15 protein-coding genes and 1 tRNA gene are annotated in these 15,113 nt (G+C 52.5%); 10 read left to right on the top strand and 6 right to left on the bottom strand.

From position 1 onward, the window contains the following. Window positions 1-35 precede the first annotated feature (35 nt). Window positions 36-1,370: a type I glutamate--ammonia ligase gene (gene glnA, locus AP057_RS12250; protein WP_033017297.1), complete on the top strand. Its 1,335-nt coding sequence runs from the start codon at window positions 36-38 to the stop codon at window positions 1,368-1,370. Window positions 1,371-1,433: 63 nt separating this feature from the next. On the opposite strand, the gene lexA is transcribed toward glnA, so the two are convergent. Continuing rightward, complete coding sequence (lexA, locus tag AP057_RS12245) at window positions 1,434-2,057, bottom strand: transcriptional repressor LexA (protein ID WP_011230827.1); 624 nt, start codon at window positions 2,055-2,057, stop codon at window positions 1,434-1,436. A gap of 151 nt (window positions 2,058-2,208) precedes the next feature. Between lexA and yneA the strand changes: the two genes are divergently transcribed. From yneA to AP057_RS12205, 8 genes are all read left to right on the top strand, one after another. Then, on the top strand, window positions 2,209-2,514 hold the full coding sequence (yneA, locus tag AP057_RS12240; protein WP_033017298.1) for a cell division suppressor protein YneA: 306 nt from the start codon (window positions 2,209-2,211) through the stop codon (window positions 2,512-2,514). A gap of 19 nt (window positions 2,515-2,533) precedes the next feature. Further along, on the top strand, window positions 2,534-3,187 hold the full coding sequence (locus tag AP057_RS12235) for a recombinase family protein (RefSeq protein WP_013145683.1): 654 nt from the start codon (window positions 2,534-2,536) through the stop codon (window positions 3,185-3,187). A 129-nt stretch (window positions 3,188-3,316) separates the two neighbouring features. Further along, a complete protein-coding gene (locus AP057_RS12230) occupies window positions 3,317-3,547 on the top strand; it encodes a DUF896 domain-containing protein (RefSeq protein ID WP_033017300.1) in 231 nt (76 codons plus the stop codon). Window positions 3,548-3,647: 100 nt separating this feature from the next. Beyond that, a complete protein-coding gene (gene tkt / locus AP057_RS12225) occupies window positions 3,648-5,654 on the top strand; it encodes a transketolase (RefSeq protein WP_033017301.1) in 2,007 nt (668 codons plus the stop codon). Between the two features lie 245 nt (window positions 5,655-5,899). Then, entirely contained in the window at window positions 5,900-6,337 is a 438-nt protein-coding gene (sirA, locus tag AP057_RS12220; RefSeq protein WP_033017302.1) for a sporulation inhibitor of replication protein SirA, read from the top strand. Window positions 6,338-6,426: 89 nt separating this feature from the next. Further along, a complete protein-coding gene (locus tag AP057_RS12215) occupies window positions 6,427-6,639 on the top strand; it encodes a YneF family protein (RefSeq protein ID WP_011230833.1) in 213 nt (70 codons plus the stop codon). Between the two features lie 124 nt (window positions 6,640-6,763). Continuing rightward, window positions 6,764-8,503 (top strand): ABC transporter transmembrane domain-containing protein, encoded by a 1,740-nt coding sequence (locus tag AP057_RS12210; protein WP_033017303.1) that lies wholly within the window; start codon window positions 6,764-6,766, stop codon window positions 8,501-8,503. A gap of 89 nt (window positions 8,504-8,592) precedes the next feature. Next, window positions 8,593-10,413 carry an ABC transporter ATP-binding protein gene (locus tag AP057_RS12205; RefSeq protein WP_050488676.1) on the top strand — a complete coding sequence of 607 codons (1,821 nt, stop codon included), beginning with the start codon at window positions 8,593-8,595 and terminating at the stop codon, window positions 10,411-10,413. Window positions 10,414-10,466: 53 nt separating this feature from the next. On the opposite strand, the gene AP057_RS12200 is transcribed toward AP057_RS12205, so the two are convergent. Then, window positions 10,467-10,646 carry an aspartyl-phosphate phosphatase Spo0E family protein gene (locus AP057_RS12200; RefSeq protein WP_055358869.1) on the bottom strand — a complete coding sequence of 60 codons (180 nt, stop codon included), beginning with the start codon at window positions 10,644-10,646 and terminating at the stop codon, window positions 10,467-10,469. 142 nt (window positions 10,647-10,788) lie between these two features. Here AP057_RS12200 and AP057_RS12195 point away from each other — a divergent pair, with 142 nt between their 5' ends. Then, a complete protein-coding gene (locus AP057_RS12195) occupies window positions 10,789-11,667 on the top strand; it encodes an IS982 family transposase (protein ID WP_055357903.1) in 879 nt (292 codons plus the stop codon). Window positions 11,668-11,861: 194 nt separating this feature from the next. Here the strand turns inward: AP057_RS12195 and AP057_RS12190 are convergent. The 4 genes from AP057_RS12190 to AP057_RS12175 all read right to left on the bottom strand — a co-directional run. Continuing rightward, window positions 11,862-11,934 (bottom strand) — tRNA-Arg (locus AP057_RS12190). Between the two features lie 752 nt (window positions 11,935-12,686). Continuing rightward, the gene (locus AP057_RS12185; protein ID WP_055358868.1) at window positions 12,687-13,667 is read right to left on the bottom strand and encodes a restriction endonuclease; all 981 of its coding nucleotides are present in this window, start codon (window positions 13,665-13,667) and stop codon (window positions 12,687-12,689) included. A 341-nt stretch (window positions 13,668-14,008) separates the two neighbouring features. Beyond that, window positions 14,009-14,581 (bottom strand): hypothetical protein, encoded by a 573-nt coding sequence (locus AP057_RS17575; RefSeq protein ID WP_055358867.1) that lies wholly within the window; start codon window positions 14,579-14,581, stop codon window positions 14,009-14,011. A gap of 129 nt (window positions 14,582-14,710) precedes the next feature. Beyond that, window positions 14,711-15,113, bottom strand: a 403-nt coding sequence (locus tag AP057_RS12175) for a transposase (RefSeq protein ID WP_152968888.1), incomplete at its 5' end; no start/stop codon positions are given.

Raw genomic sequence — 15,113 nt, 5'->3', positions numbered from 1 at the left:
GGAACATGATTTCCGAGCCGGGGAGGAGTTTGGACATGGCAAAATATACGCGTGACGACATTTTACACATCGTCAAAGAGGAAAATGTCAAGTACATCCGCCTGCAATTCACCGATATTTTGGGGACGATCAAAAACGTCGAAATCCCGATCAGCCAACTTGAGAAAGCGCTCAATAATAAAATGATGTTTGACGGGTCTTCGATCGAGGGGTTTGTCCGCATCGAAGAATCGGACATGTATTTGTATCCGGATTTGGACACGTTTGTCATCTTCCCGTGGACATCGGAAAAAGGAAAAGTCGCCCGCTTTATTTGCGACATTTACAATGCGGACGGCACGCCGTTTGAAGGCTGCCCGCGCTACAATTTAAAGCGCGTGTTGAAAGAGATGGAAGCGCTCGGCTTTACGGCGTTCAACTTGGGAGCGGAACCGGAGTTTTTCCTCTTTAAGCTCGATGAAAATGGCCGTCCGACGATGGAACTGAACGACCGCGGTGGCTACTTCGACTTGGCGCCGACCGATCTTGGGGAAAACTGCCGGCGCGATATCGTGCTTGAGCTTGAGGAGATGGGCTTTGAAATTGAAGCGTCGCACCATGAAGTTGCCCCGGGCCAGCATGAGATCGATTTCAAATACGCTGATGCCGTAAAAGCGTGCGACGACATTCAAACGTTTAAACTCGTTGTCAAAACGATCGCCCGCAAACATGGGCTGCATGCGACGTTTATGCCGAAGCCGATTTTTGGGATTAACGGTTCGGGAATGCACTGCAACTTGTCGCTGTTTCGCAACAACGAAAACGCCTTTTTTGATCCGAACGGCGATTTGCAGTTGAGCGATACGGCCCGGCAGTTTATTGCCGGCGTGTTGAAGCATGCGCCGAACTTTACAGCTGTCACCAACCCGACGGTCAACTCGTACAAGCGGCTTGTTCCGGGGTACGAGGCGCCATGTTATGTCGCCTGGTCGGCGCGCAACCGCAGCCCGCTCATCCGCATTCCGGCTTCGCGCGGCATGAGCACGCGCATTGAAGTGCGCAGCGTCGATCCGGCGGCGAACCCGTACTTGGCGATGGCCGTGCTGTTGGCGGCCGGGCTTGACGGCATTCGCAACAAGCTCACTCCTCCGGCGCCGGTTGACCGAAACATTTACGTCATGACGAAAGAAGAGCGGCTTGAAGAAGGCATTGTCGATTTGCCGGCCACGCTGCATGAAGCGTTGGAAAACTTGAAGTCCGATGAAGTGATGATTCACGCGCTCGGCAAACATTTATTCGAGCATTTCGTCGAAGCGAAAGAAATTGAGTGGGATATGTATCGGACAACGGTTCATCAATGGGAATTGGACCAATATATGGAACTCTACTGATTCATAAAAAAGCTGCCCCGTTTTTTTCAGGGCAGCTTTTTTATGGGCGCAGGCCGGCACGAGTCAGTCGAACAGGCGATAGACGCCGATCACTTTGCCGAGAATCGTGCAGTCGCGGACGATGATCGGCTCAAGATGGGCGTTTTCCGGCTGCAGGCGGATGTGGTCTTTTTCCTTGAAAAACCGCTTCACCGTCGCCTCGTTGTCTTCCGTCATGGCGACGACGATGTCGCCGTTGTTGGCCGATGACTGCTGGCGGACGATGACGTAGTCGCCGTCGAGAATGCCGGCTTCGATCATGCTGTCGCCCATCACTTCAAGCATAAACAACTGCTCCTCGCCAGCGGCGAGCCGCTTCGGCAGCGGAAAGTAGCCTTCGATGTTTTCCACCGCTGTAATCGGTTGACCGGCCGTCACCTTGCCGATGATCGGCACCGAGATGATCTCCTCTTTTTCTCTCTCCTTGGCCATATCGTTGTCCAAAATTTCAATGGCGCGCGGCTTTGTCGGGTCGCGGCGGATGTACCCTTTGCTTTCTAGGCGCGCGAGATGCCCGTGGACCGTCGAACTTGACGCCAGTCCAACCGCTTCCCCAATTTCCCGCACCGACGGAGGATAGCCTTTTGTTTTTACTTCCTGTTTAATAAACTCTAAAATTTGCTGTTGTCGTTTTGACAGTTTCGTCATTGTTTCACACCTTTCGCCACATCATTTGCCTTCATTATACCATGCGGAAGACGAAAAAACAAACATAGGTTCGAGTTTTTTATTGACACAAACAAATGTTCTTGACTATAATGAAGGAAAGCGAACAAACATTCTAGAAAGGGTGGGGAGAATGGAGAAAACGTTGCTGCACTATGTTTTGTTTTCATTTTTGTTTTCGCTCGTGTTGGCAGGGTTCGTTTACGCCAGCAGCCCGGTCGATAAAAAAGAATACGTGACGATCACGGTCGCTCCCGGCGATACGCTTTGGGGGCTGGCAAAACAGTACGAACAGGAACACCATATGCCGCCTGATGAGTTCATCCGCTGGGTCGTCGATGTCAACCATTTGCCGAGCCCGCGTCTTGCCACCGGTGAACAAATTGTCATTCCTGTGTTAAAATCAAAGCAGGGCGGCTCGGTGGCCGTCAATCAGTGATGGAAAGAAGGGAGTGGCCATGAGGGCGGTCATTTACTGCCGAGTCAGCACGGACAAAGCGGAACAGGAAACGTCACTCGCGAGGCAACGAGATGAGCTCGAGCAGCTGGCGGCCGAGTGTGGATTTGAAGTCGTGAAAGTGATCGCCGAGCAGGCGAGCGGTTATGAAGCCGACCGCGACGGCGTGTTGGAGCTGCTTTCGCTTTGCGAGGAAGGCGAGGTCGATGTGCTGCTCATTCAAGATGAAACGCGGCTTGGGCGCGGCCATGCGCGCATGGCGGTGCTGCATTGCTTGAAAAAGCAAGGGGTGAAAATATACAGCGCCAGCCACCGCGGGGAGATGCCGCTGTCGGAGGCCGATGAGATGGTGTTATCCATCATCGCGATTGTCGAGGAGTACCAAAGAAAAATACATAACGCCAAAATTAAGCGTGGCATGCAGCGAGCCATCGCCAGCGGATACCGACCGGAGCGGAACCTAAGGCGCCGGGGCGAAAACGCCGGGCGCGATCGAATCGATCTGCCGGTTGAGGAGATCGTCCGCTTGCGCGAGCGTGGACTGACGTTTGCCGATATCGCCGCGACGATGCGAAGCTTCGGCTACGAGGCGTCCAAGGCGACCGTCCATCGGCGTTACCAGGAATATATGGACGAGCAACAAAGGCGGCGTTGATCGTGTACTGCGCCTGACCCTAAAGCGGCGAGCGGGCAAAGGAAGCCAAGATGCCATCCTTGCCATCTTCCCGGTTGATCAGATAAGATAAAACAGAGTGAGAATATGGCAGATAGGAGAAGATGATCAATGCTTGCCAAACATAAATTAGCCCGCATCAATGAACTGGCGAAAAAAGCGAAAACGGCCTGCTTGTCGGCCGAAGAGGCCCTCGAGCAAGCGAAGCTGCGCCGTGAGTACATTCAAGCGTTCCGCAAGGCGATGACCGATATGCTCCATACAGTGACCGTCATTGACCCGAACGGCAACGACGTGACGCCGAAAAAATTAAAGGAAAGCCAGCGGCGGCGCTTCCATTAAACGGTCGAAAGAGGGGTGGACCGGAAAATAACGTTGTACAAGCCGATCGATTTTCTATATGATAGTAAATGACACCATGTTAATGAAAGGGAGGAAGACGATGGCGCATTCAATCGAGGAGTTGGCGATTACGACGATTCGAACGCTGTCGATTGACGCGATCGAAAAAGCGAAATCCGGGCACCCGGGCATGCCGATGGGCGCGGCGCCGATGGCGTACACGCTTTGGACAAAATTTATGAATCATAACCCGGCGAATCCAAACTGGTTCAACCGCGACCGGTTTGTCTTGTCAGCCGGGCACGGGTCGATGCTGCTTTACAGCTTATTGCATTTAAGCGGCTACGATGTCACGATGGATGACTTGAAGCAGTTCCGCCAATGGGGAAGCAAAACGCCGGGCCATCCGGAATACGGCCATACGCCGGGCGTGGAAGCGACGACCGGCCCACTCGGCCAAGGGATTGCGATGGCGGTCGGCATGGCCATGGCGGAACGGCATTTGGCTGCTACATACAACCGCGACGGGTTTGAGATTATCAATCATTATACGTACGCCATTTGCGGCGACGGCGATTTGATGGAAGGAGTGGCGAGCGAAGCGGCGTCACTCGCCGGCCACTTGAAGCTCGGCCGTCTGATCGTCCTGTATGACTCGAACGACATTTCGCTGGACGGGGAGCTCAACCTGTCGTTCTCGGAAAACGTCGCCCAACGTTTCCAAGCGTACGGCTGGCAATATTTGCGCGTTGAGGACGGCAACAATATTGAAGAAATCTCCAAAGCGCTCGAGGAGGCGCGGGCGGACCTTGACCGGCCGACGCTCATTGAAGTAAAAACGACGATTGGCTACGGCTCGCCAAATAAAGCGGGCACGTCCGGCGTCCACGGCGCTCCGCTCGGCGCCCAAGAGGCGAAGCTGACGAAGGAAGCGTACCGCTGGACGTTTGCTGAAGATTTTTATGTACCGGAAGAAGTATATGCCCATTTCCGAGAAACGGTGCAAGAGGCCGGTGCGAAAAAAGAAGCGGAATGGAACGAACAGTTCGCCGCGTACGAACGGGCGCATCCGGAGCTGGCCGCCGAGCTGAAGCGGGCGATTGAAGGGAAGCTTCCGGATGGCTGGGAGGCGGCGCTGCCGGTGTATGAAGCGGGCAAAAGCCTGGCGACCCGCTCATCGTCCGGGGAAGTGATCAACGCCATCGCCAAAGCGGTGCCGCAATTGTTTGGCGGTTCGGCGGACTTGGCAAGCTCGAATAAAACGCTCATCAAAGGCGGCGGCAACTTCTTGCCGGACAGCTACGAAGGGCGCAACATTTGGTTTGGCGTGCGCGAGTTTGCCATGGGGGCGGCGCTGAACGGCATGGCGCTTCACGGCGGGTTGAAAGTGTTCGGCGGCACGTTCTTCGTGTTCTCTGACTATTTGCGCCCGGCGATCCGCTTGGCGGCGCTGATGGGCTTGCCGGTCATCTACGTCTTGACGCACGACAGCATCGCCGTCGGCGAAGACGGCCCGACGCACGAGCCGATCGAACATCTCGCTTCGCTTCGGGCGATGCCGAACTTGTCGGTCATCCGTCCGGCTGACGCAAACGAAACGGCGGCAGCATGGCGGCTGGCGCTCGAATCGACGGACAAGCCGACTGCACTCGTCTTGACGCGTCAAGATGTGCCGACGTTGGCGGCAACAGCTGAGTTGGCGTATGAAGGCGTGAAAAAAGGTGCGTACGTCGTTTCACCGGCGAAAAACGGCGCTCCGGAGGCGCTGTTGTTGGCGACTGGCTCGGAAGTCGGTCTGGCCGTCAAAGCGCAAGAAGCGCTTGCCGCTGAGGGCATCCATGTCTCCGTCATCAGCATGCCATCGTGGGACCGCTTCGAAGCTCAGCCAAAATCGTACCGCGATGAAGTGCTTCCGCCGGCCGTGACGAAGCGGCTCGCCATTGAAATGGGCGCGTCGCTCGGTTGGGAGCGCTACGTCGGCGCCGAGGGCGACATTTTGGCCATCGACCGATTCGGTGCTTCCGCTCCAGGAGAGAAAATCATGGCCGAGTATGGCTTTACGGTTGACAACGTCGTCCGCCGCACAAAAGCGCTGCTCGGCAAGTAACCGGAAAAGCTGCCCTTGCGTTGTTGCAGGGGCAGCTTATTTTTGTGAAAGATGGCTGCGCTTTGGTCAAGTATTTTCGGGGTTGAATCGAGGACAAAGGCTTGTTTGTTGGCGTGTTTGCGGCCGCATGGCCATCGCAAACAAAAATCGACAATGTTAGTGAAAAAACTCGCCGTTAATAGACATATTTTTCCTCTCTCATTTTCTATAATAGAAAATAGATGAACAGAAATGGGGGATGGGGCATGGTCCGCTATTGGATTTATTTGTTGAATGACGATGTGGCGTCGCATTACCGCCATCGGGCAGAAAAAATTGTCGAACTGCTTCGTGAGCATCAATACGCGAAAGCGCCGCTGAAGGCGATTTGCCGCAAGCAAGTCGAATTTATCACCGAACGGCTGTCATTTTCGCGCCTGGAACTTGGCTTAAAGCAATATTTTGCCGGCCGCGTCGACAAAAATTTGGAACGTAATATGTTTGTTTTGCAAAACGACGCCGGCAAGGAAGCGTTGCTTGTCGTGCAAAAGCGCCGCTTGCTTCTTGTCGCTGACAGCGCGCCGCTTGCCGCGGACATCGGGCGGGCGCTCGCTCGGCTTTCGCCGACGTTTTTGGCGGTCGACGCCGATTTTGTCGATTACTACTGGCTGTCTGCGCCTCGGCAAGGAAGAAAATTTGCGTAATGAAAAGATTTTTGTCGCGAAATATTGTCTAATGACGCATCGTTTAGTACACTGTTAGGGAGACAACAAGAAGGAGGAAAATCGCTGTTATGTGGGGTACGATTCTCGTTGGCGTGCTGGCGCTCATCGCCGGGGTGGCGATCGGATTTTTCGTCGCCCGCAAAACGATGATCAATTATTTGAAGAAAAACCCGCCGATCAATGAACAAATGATTCGCATGATGATGATGCAAATGGGCATGACTCCGTCGCAGAAGAAAATCAACCAGATGATGAAAATGATGAACAATCAACTGAAATAAGCGAAACGGACACTCGATCGAGAGTGTCTTTTTATTTTGCCAAAATGTTCTTTCAAAATTTTTCTAGTTTTGTTACAATAATATGGCGATTGTTCGTCAGCCAAATGAAAGGAGGGCGGGCCTTATGCGCGTGTTTCGCGATTTGTTTTGGTTTTTCCGCCAAGAAAAGAAGGCGTATATCACCGGTATTTTCGTGCTTGTCATCGTGGCGTTTTTGGAGACAGTCCCGCCGAAAGTGATCGGCTTGTTGGTCGATCATATGAAAAACGGCACGATGACAAAAGAAGTGCTCATCCGCTGGATCGCCGTCCTCGCCGCCGTTGCGGCGGCGCTTTACGGGCTCCGCTACGCTTGGCGCATTTTCATTTTCGGTTCGGCGGTCAAGCTTGCCCGCCAGCTGCGCAACGAGCTGTATCAGCATTTTACGAACATGTCGCCGTCGTTTTACCAGCGGAAGCGGATCGGCGATTTAATGGCTCATGCAACCAACGATTTGCAAGCGATTCAGCAGACGGCCGGAAGCGGCATTTTGACGCTTGTTGACTCGGTGACGCTTGGCGGGGTTGTGTTGGCAACGATGGCGTTTTCGATCAGCTGGAAGCTGACGCTCATCAGCCTATTGCCGATGCCCGTGATGGCGGCGGCGACGAGCCGCTATGGGACGATGCTCCATCGTCGTTTTTTAACGGCGCAAGCGGCGTTTTCGTCGCTGAACGACAAGGTGCAGGAAAGCGTCAACGGCATCCGCGTCATCAAGGCGTTCGGCTATGAGGAACACGATGTCGAGGCGTTTCGCCGTCAATCGGAAGACGTCGTGGCGAAAAACGTTGCCGTCGCCAAAATTGACGCCTTGTTTGATCCGACGATCGGGCTGCTTGTTGGGCTGTCATTTTTTCTCGCTGTGGTGTTTGGCAGCCAAATGGTTTTGGCGGGCGAATTGACGATCGGCGAGCTTGTGTCGTTTACGACCTACCTTGGCCTGCTTATTTGGCCGATGTTGGCGTTCGGCTGGATGTTTAACATTGTTGAGCGAGGGCGTGCTTCGTACGACCGGGTGCGGGCGCTGTTGGCTGAACAAGATGAAATCAACGAACGTCCGGATGCCCTTCACATCTCTCCGCAAGGCGACATTGAGTATGATGTTCGTCAATTTGCCTATCCGGGGGAGGCGAAGCCGGCGCTTCGGGGCATTCGTTTTCAGCTCAAGCGTGGGGCGACGCTTGGCGTCGTCGGCAAAACGGGGGCGGGAAAAACGACGTTGCTTCGCCTGCTGCTGCGCGAGTTTGACGGCTATGACGGCGAGATTCGCTTCGGCGGCCGCGACATCCGCGATTATACGCTTTTCGCGCTCCGTTCGGCGATCGGCTACGTGCCGCAAGACCATTTCTTGTTTTCTGCCTCCATCCGCGACAACATCGCCTTTGCCAAGCCGGAAGCCGGAGAGGACGAGGTCGTACGGGCGGCGCGGCTGGCCGACATTCATGATGACATTTTGCAGTTTCCCGACGGGTATGAGACGGTCATCGGAGAGCGCGGCATTTCCCTATCCGGTGGGCAAAAACAGCGGCTGTCCATCGCCCGGGCGCTTCTCATTGACCCGGAAGTGCTCATTTTTGATGACGCGTTGTCGGCCGTGGATGCGAAGACCGAGGCGCGGATTTTAGCGGCGCTCAAACAGGAGCGGCGCGGAAAAACGACGATCATCGCCGCTCATCGTTTAAGCGCGGTTGAGCATGCCGATTGGATTCTCGTCTTTGACGGGGGGCGAATTGTGCAGGCCGGAACGCACGAGCAGCTGATGGCAGAAGACGGCTGGTATCGTGACATGCATCGACGCCAGCAGCTTGAGGCGCTTGCGGAGTAACAACAGGTCTGAACGTTCGAGCTCTCGCCAAAAACGAGCGGAGCGAAAAGCCTGAAAATACAAGTTGTTTGTAAGATAGGGGGAAGTGGATGAACGACCGATGGTTGACAACAAAAGAGCAGCGGCGCGTCTTATGGCGGCTGCTCGCTTATATGGGAAGATACAAAAAAGAAACGGCGCTTGCGTTTGCGCTTCTTCTGTTGGCAACGGCCGGGGAGCTTTCCGGCCCGTATTTGGTGAAAGTGTTCATTGATGACTATTTGGTGCCGGGCCGCCTCGCTTTTGGACCGGTGGCGGCGCTGGCCGCCGCCTATCTCGGCGTGCTCGTCTTGAAAACGATCATTTCCTACTTCCAGCTTGTCGAGTTTCAGCGGCTCGCTTTGTATGTCATTCAAGCGCTGCGGATGGATGTGTTTGCGAAAGTGCACCGGCTCGGGATGAGCTATTTTGACCGGACGCCGGGCGGAAGCATCGTTTCGCGGGTGACGAACGATACAGAAGCGATCAAGGACATGTTCATCAGCGTCCTAGCGGCCTTTGTGCAAAACGGCTTGTTTGTCATCGGCGTGTTTGTCGCTATGTTTTCGCTTGATGCTAAGCTTGCGTTGTTTTGCCTGTTCATCCTCCCGGCGATCGCGTTCATCATGCACACATACCGCCGCTACAGCTCAGTGTTTTATCAAGAGATGCGCGAACGGCTGAGCGAACTGAACGCCAAATTGAACGAATCGCTGCAAGGAATGGCCGTCATTCAAGCGTTCCGCCAGCAGCGCCGTTTATATCAAGAATTTGCCGCCGTCAATGAAGCGCATTATAAGACGGGGATGAAAAACATCCACCTTGATGGACTGCTGCTTCGACCGGCGATCGATGTGGTGTATATGTTGTCGATCATGGTCGTGCTCAGCTTTTTTGGCATCACGGCGCTTGATGGCCCAGTTGAGATCGGCGTGCTGTATGCGTTTGTCAACTATTTGGAGCGCTTTTTCGAACCGGTGACGCAAATGATGGCGCGCCTGTCTCTTTACCAGCAGGCGATCGTTTCCGCCTCTCGCGTGTTTGCCCTTCTTGATCATCAAGAAGAGGCGCCGGCCAATCCAAATCGGTCGCCGCATGTGATCGAGCGCGGGGAAATCGAATTTCGGGATGTCAGCTTTTCCTACGACGGCAAACGAGATGTGCTGAAACGGCTGTCGTTTGTCATCCGTCCAGGTCAGACGGTCGCGTTTGTCGGCCATACCGGCAGCGGCAAAAGTTCGATCATCAACTTGCTCATGCGCTTTTATGAGTTTGACCGCGGCGATATTTTGCTTGACGGCCGGTCGATCCGCGATTACTCGCGCGCCGAGCTGCGCCGCCGCCTCGGCCTTGTCTTGCAAGATCCGTTTTTGTTTTACGGGACGGTCAAAGAGAACATTCGCATGTATAATCAGGAACTGGACGACGAAGCCATTCAGGAGGCCGCTCGGCTCGTGCAGGCCGATGCGTTTATTGAGCAATTGCCCGATCGTTACGACCATGTGCTCGCCGAGCGCGGGGCGACGTTATCAAGCGGTCAGCGCCAGCTTCTTTCCTTTGCTCGCACGATCGCTGCTGATCCGAAAATTTTGGTGCTCGATGAGGCGACCGCCCATATTGACACCGAAACAGAGGAAGCGATTCAAGATGCGCTCATGCGCATGCGGAAAGGGCGGACGACGATCGCCATCGCCCACCGTCTATCAACGATTCAAGACGCTGATCAAATTTTCGTCCTCCACTGCGGCGAAATCATCGAGCGCGGTACGCATCAGCAACTGCTGGCGCAAAAAGGGCTTTACTACCAAATGTACTTGCTGCAAAACGGCCTCGTCGATGTCCAAGCGCAACATCCAAAGAACGGACTGTTCGCCCGCCATGAGATGAGATGACCGCTTGCGCAGGCGGCGGGGGCGTGCCGGAAAGAAAAAGCGCCGTTTCCCGTTTAGCGGGAGGCGCTTTGTTTTTGTTGTTGTACTTGTTCGCGCTGATAGGCGTTGAGCAGCGTGTCGAGTTCTTTGCTTACTTTCATTGCGGCTTCAGAGTTTAAACCCTTTTTGGCTACGGTGTCGACAAGTTCCATCCGCTTTTGTTCGATTAAGGTCAACAGATTGCATTTTGGCACGAATAAACCGTCCTTTTCATGAAGTATCGTGTACTGTATTTTACCCGTGGTGCTAGATAAACTCAAACAAGCATAAAAATAGCCCTTGCATGAGGATCTCCTTAAAATGAAAGTGCAACCAAACATTGAAAGGAGAATCCCTATGCAAGAGCACTTTCATTTTACTACAGATCAAGCAAAGATTCAAAAGCAATATGCCGCCATTTTCTTTTTTGTCTCTGCCCAACTGTCATCGATTCAGATGTACCTACAGCGTCGCAACCGCCATTTGGTCAAACAGGAAGACGCCGTGGTCATCGCGATTCATCTTTTAGGAAAGTTGCTCGGTTTTACTTCTGAACGGGCGTGGCATCGTTTTGTCACGGGAAATTTGTTCACAAACGGCTCGTTTCTTGAACGCTCCCGATACAACCGCCGTTGCCGGGCGCTTGGTTTCGCCATCAAATGGATCCGTCATGAGCTGGCAAAACGCGGTCAACATCATGCCTATGCCGTCGTKGACAGCTTGCCGCTCCCGTTGTGCCATACGGCAAGAATGCATCGCGTYAAACGGTTTCAAGAGATCGCCGACATCGGGTATTGCGCTTCCAAAAAGCAATGGTACTACGGGTTGAAGCTGCACCTTCAAGTGACCGATCAAGGGCTGCCAATGGGGTATGTGGTGACGGAAGCATCTTGCCACGATCGAATCGCAGCCGAAAGCGTGATGACCCAAATTCCCCACCCGTATAACTTTGGGGACAAAGGATTCATTAGCCGTGACTTGCAAAAAAGGCTGTACGAAGAATACCAAATGGCGCTTTGGACTCCGTCTCGAAAAAACCAGAAACATCGTGCGTCTGAGACATGGGAGCAGTGGATCCAACAAAAACGCAAAGTGATCGAGACGGTGTTCTCGGTTCTGGTTGACCACTATCGCATCACGGGGATCCGAGCCAATTCGATTATCGGATTTGAAGTGGCACTAGACGGTATATTGTTAGCTTATTCCCTGGTTACACTTGGGCTAGTTGAGCGCTAAAGCTCAACTAGCACCACGGGTTTTTTATGTCTTTTCCACATGCATTGAACTCAACGTGAGCGCCACTCTACATTCCTTGCCTCAATAAGAATGATATTCACCCCATCGGATTCCCAAAAAATGAAAAACGACTGCAAACGCAGTCGTATCAAGGGGTTTACGAATGTTCATCCGAACTAGTCGGATCATTGGAACGGCCCCGAGAGGATTCGAACCTCCGACGCACGGTTTAGGAAACCGACGCTCTATCCACTGAGCTACGGGGCCATATGGCTCTCCTTTTTCATTCTATCCATCTGCGCCTAAAAATTCAATAGCTGATAGACAAACAAAATAGAGAACTCCACCCCCGATCTCTCCAAAGTTCGCTCTTCGTTCCCAGCAATTCAACCGCCGACGGCTTCTTTGCACGACGATCCATCCCCACCGATCGCTCCAATCCGCATCGATCAGCCGAATCCCGCTTCGTTCCGACACAATGGAATAGAACGTATAGGTGACGATTTGCAACATTCATCCCCTCTCAAAAACACCATCTTTACAGCCACACACCGCCATTGCCCTTGCATTTAGACGCCCCGTCTGCACGGCAACGCGAAGCGATGGGATTCGCCGCAGCCTTGAACCGCTGCTTCCCTGATCGCAGGCAAGACGACCTTCTCCGTCCACCGCCCTTGCAAACACACGCAACTGGATCAGCGTCCTCGACGAGCGCCATCCGCACGACGAACGGTTGGCCGTTTATCATCATCAACATCCTTGGCCGAATCGTCCCCCACGTGGAAAGAACGGTTCCTCACGGAGGAAACCAACAATAAGGGATATCATTCGTGAACATAAGGCCGAAATCCTGCATGTACGAAAAAATGGAGAGCTGGGGAAAGCTCTCCGTTTTTCGCTTGTGTGTTCCATCCAAGTCAATACGACGAAATCCCTGCCTTGGCATAAAGGCTCAACAAACATCAACTCGCTTAATCGGGAAAACCTCGAGCAACTAGGAAATCGGCCCCAAACGGCTTTTATTCAGGCACATACATTTTCTGTAGCGGAAGCAGCGCTCTCGCATCGCTAGGCATGTTCTCATACCAATGGACAATCAAGTTGACCAGCTCTTCCAAATCAATCAGTTTCACGGAATTATGTTTGGCGACTGCCTCTGCGTGGGACGTAAAACCGCCTGTTGAGACGAACAGGCAATTGGCATCAATCGGGTTGGCCCCGAGAAGTTGCTGGATTTCCGGAGCCGAGGCGGCGCTTTTGCGATGCTTCACTTGCACCTTGATTACAGGTTTTTCAAAGCCAAACGCGTCCTTATAGGCGAGCACATCCACACCGCCGTCAGGGCCTTTCGGGCTTACTTGCACGTTGTACCCCATCGCTTGAAGCAAGCCTGCCACTAAATCTTGCATTTGCCACGGATCAAGCTTGTCCACTTTGTCTTGGATCATCATCAACGCTTTTCCAACAAGGTCTTCGACGATTTCTTCCGTTTCCCCCTCTTCAGGTTGAGGTTTGGGAAATGGTTCACTGTGTAAACGCTGCTCGATTTCATCGCCCCATTCGTCCACTCGAAACACCGTCAGCGTCGAACCTAAACTGTTCTTCGCTCCGTCTGACAGCGAATCCCTTGGAACTGTCGCATTTTCCCATTTTACCCGGATGAGGTTCGGATAATAGGGATGCCCGATGGAGGGATCGTAACGATGCTCTTCTGTCACGGTTCCAACAATGTACTCCCTTTTCTCTTTTGAATATGTGATCACTCGATCGCCCTTTTTGATTTCATGGGCAAACCGCCATACTTGATTCACCCAACTCGTTCTCGATTTTGGTTTTGACTCGGCAAACACTTCATCCGCCTTTCGCTGCAGCTGTTCTTTCGACCGAAAGCGCTTCGGATCGCCCAATCTCGCCCAACCGATCGATGCGATGCCCTTTTCCAGCCAAAGCGGAATCAGTTCATTGCGATCGCCCGCGCGGATCATCCACCATTTTGACATCCAGGTTCCTCCAAATCCTTTTGTTCTGGAAGGCCGGTGATTTAGTGAAAAATCGCGGAAAAACGGACTTTTTTTCTCAAATAGAGAAGTCTTGCAAAATCAACGCTTCTCTTTCGACCGAAAACAATGGGTTCGGCGAAATCAGTCGTTTTTCACCAGCCTTCTAGACGGTTTTCTTCAATAAAAAATCTTTACCGTTTTTTCTTTCCCCCGTTTCTCCATTTGTCCAACTCCGCTAGACGGAATATTGCCATCCGAATAGGCATTTCTATTTTGATCCCCACGCACCGCCCCTCCTCAGTCTGTCAACTGTTTTAATTTCCCTAATTCCAGTTTATCTGTCACAAACGATGCAACTCATCAAACACCCTATCCTTAATGTTCGTTGATGTAATGGATAATAAATCAATTTTCTTTGAAATAACTTCTTGAATTTTACCATATTTTTCTGAATTTTTTTCGTCATTTGGAACGCGTTTAAACACTCCATTTTCAGATTCATGATTAGTAAAGTTATTGCCATCATATAAAGGCCAGTAGAAAAACCAATGCTCAGAAACGCTCGGCGGTTTATCCCAATGTTCAAGTGTTGAATACACGTATTTACACAACGTCATTCGTGGTTCTTCTTTGAATGAGATTTCAACCGCATAGATTGGGTCGTTTTTCAACCCATTTCCCGATTGGCAAGGAGGCGCAGAATCTCTCTGATATAGCTTGATAAAAGATTGAATGAACCAGCCTTGATACTCGCGGTCCGATTTCTGACGTAAAAATTGCGGGATCACCGGAACAAATCCACATTCAACCGATTGACGGTCCAATTCCGCCAACAGTTTATCGACACTCTCGTACGTTTTTCGCACAACCTCAAAAGCGTTTTTTATGTTTTCTCGTATACTAACGGAATTCATAATACCACTCCTTTTCAATACGATTGGCACTTAAATGAAAAAATTGTTCATCTGTATAAAAATGAAACTGTAGATGAGCATTTTTCATTACAATAATTTCCATGGTTAGAGAGACAAACAGGGTACCCCTTACGCGATACGGAGCTGTTTTTTGATCACATCAATGGGAATATCTTGCTTTGCAGCGTCATAAATGAACTCGACGACGCTGTGGTCTTTCCGCGACCGAAGAAGCTCCAGCCCGGTGGAGAGGTTTTGGCGGGATTCGGCGATGCTGTACACGCAGGAGAGCAGCACCACCGCCCAATACCGTTTCACCGCCCGAATGTGGCGAACGCGGTATCCATCCAGCTTCAGTTGATCTTTCGCCTGCCGGAAAAAGCACTCGATCGTCCARCGCTGRGCRTAGTAACGCAAGATGTCTTCGTCCCCGAGTTCCCGGTCGGTGCTCAAGATGCAATGAAGATGTTCCGGCGCCATCGGCTGATCCGCCTTCCAAGCCAGCAGCACCACCGYGTCATCKWGGCCATGG

It is taken from the genome of Geobacillus sp. Sah69 (assembly GCF_001414205.1).
Classification (GTDB): domain Bacteria; phylum Bacillota; class Bacilli; order Bacillales; family Anoxybacillaceae; genus Geobacillus; species Geobacillus stearothermophilus.
This window is presented reverse-complemented; position numbering and strand designations above follow the sequence as displayed.

Excerpts from the sequence above, each read along its gene's own strand:
- sirA (WP_033017302.1), top strand. The coding sequence starts at position 5,900 with ATGGTCCGCTATTGGATTTATTTGTTGAATGACGATGTGGCGTCGCAT.
- AP057_RS12185 (WP_055358868.1), bottom strand. The coding sequence starts at position 13,667 with ATGTCAAAATGGTGGATGATCCGCGCGGGCGATCGCAATGAACTGATT.
- AP057_RS12210 (WP_033017303.1), top strand. The coding sequence starts at position 6,764 with ATGCGCGTGTTTCGCGATTTGTTTTGGTTTTTCCGCCAAGAAAAGAAG.
- AP057_RS12205 (WP_050488676.1), top strand. The coding sequence starts at position 8,593 with ATGAACGACCGATGGTTGACAACAAAAGAGCAGCGGCGCGTCTTATGG.
- yneA (WP_033017298.1), top strand. The coding sequence starts at position 2,209 with ATGGAGAAAACGTTGCTGCACTATGTTTTGTTTTCATTTTTGTTTTCG.
- AP057_RS12215 (WP_011230833.1), top strand. The coding sequence starts at position 6,427 with ATGTGGGGTACGATTCTCGTTGGCGTGCTGGCGCTCATCGCCGGGGTG.
- AP057_RS12230 (WP_033017300.1), top strand. The coding sequence starts at position 3,317 with ATGCTTGCCAAACATAAATTAGCCCGCATCAATGAACTGGCGAAAAAA.
- AP057_RS12235 (WP_013145683.1), top strand. The coding sequence starts at position 2,534 with ATGAGGGCGGTCATTTACTGCCGAGTCAGCACGGACAAAGCGGAACAG.
- tkt (WP_033017301.1), top strand. The coding sequence starts at position 3,648 with ATGGCGCATTCAATCGAGGAGTTGGCGATTACGACGATTCGAACGCTG.
- AP057_RS17575 (WP_055358867.1), bottom strand. The coding sequence starts at position 14,581 with ATGAATTCCGTTAGTATACGAGAAAACATAAAAAACGCTTTTGAGGTT.
- glnA (WP_033017297.1), top strand. The coding sequence starts at position 36 with ATGGCAAAATATACGCGTGACGACATTTTACACATCGTCAAAGAGGAA.
- lexA (WP_011230827.1), bottom strand. The coding sequence starts at position 2,057 with ATGACGAAACTGTCAAAACGACAACAGCAAATTTTAGAGTTTATTAAA.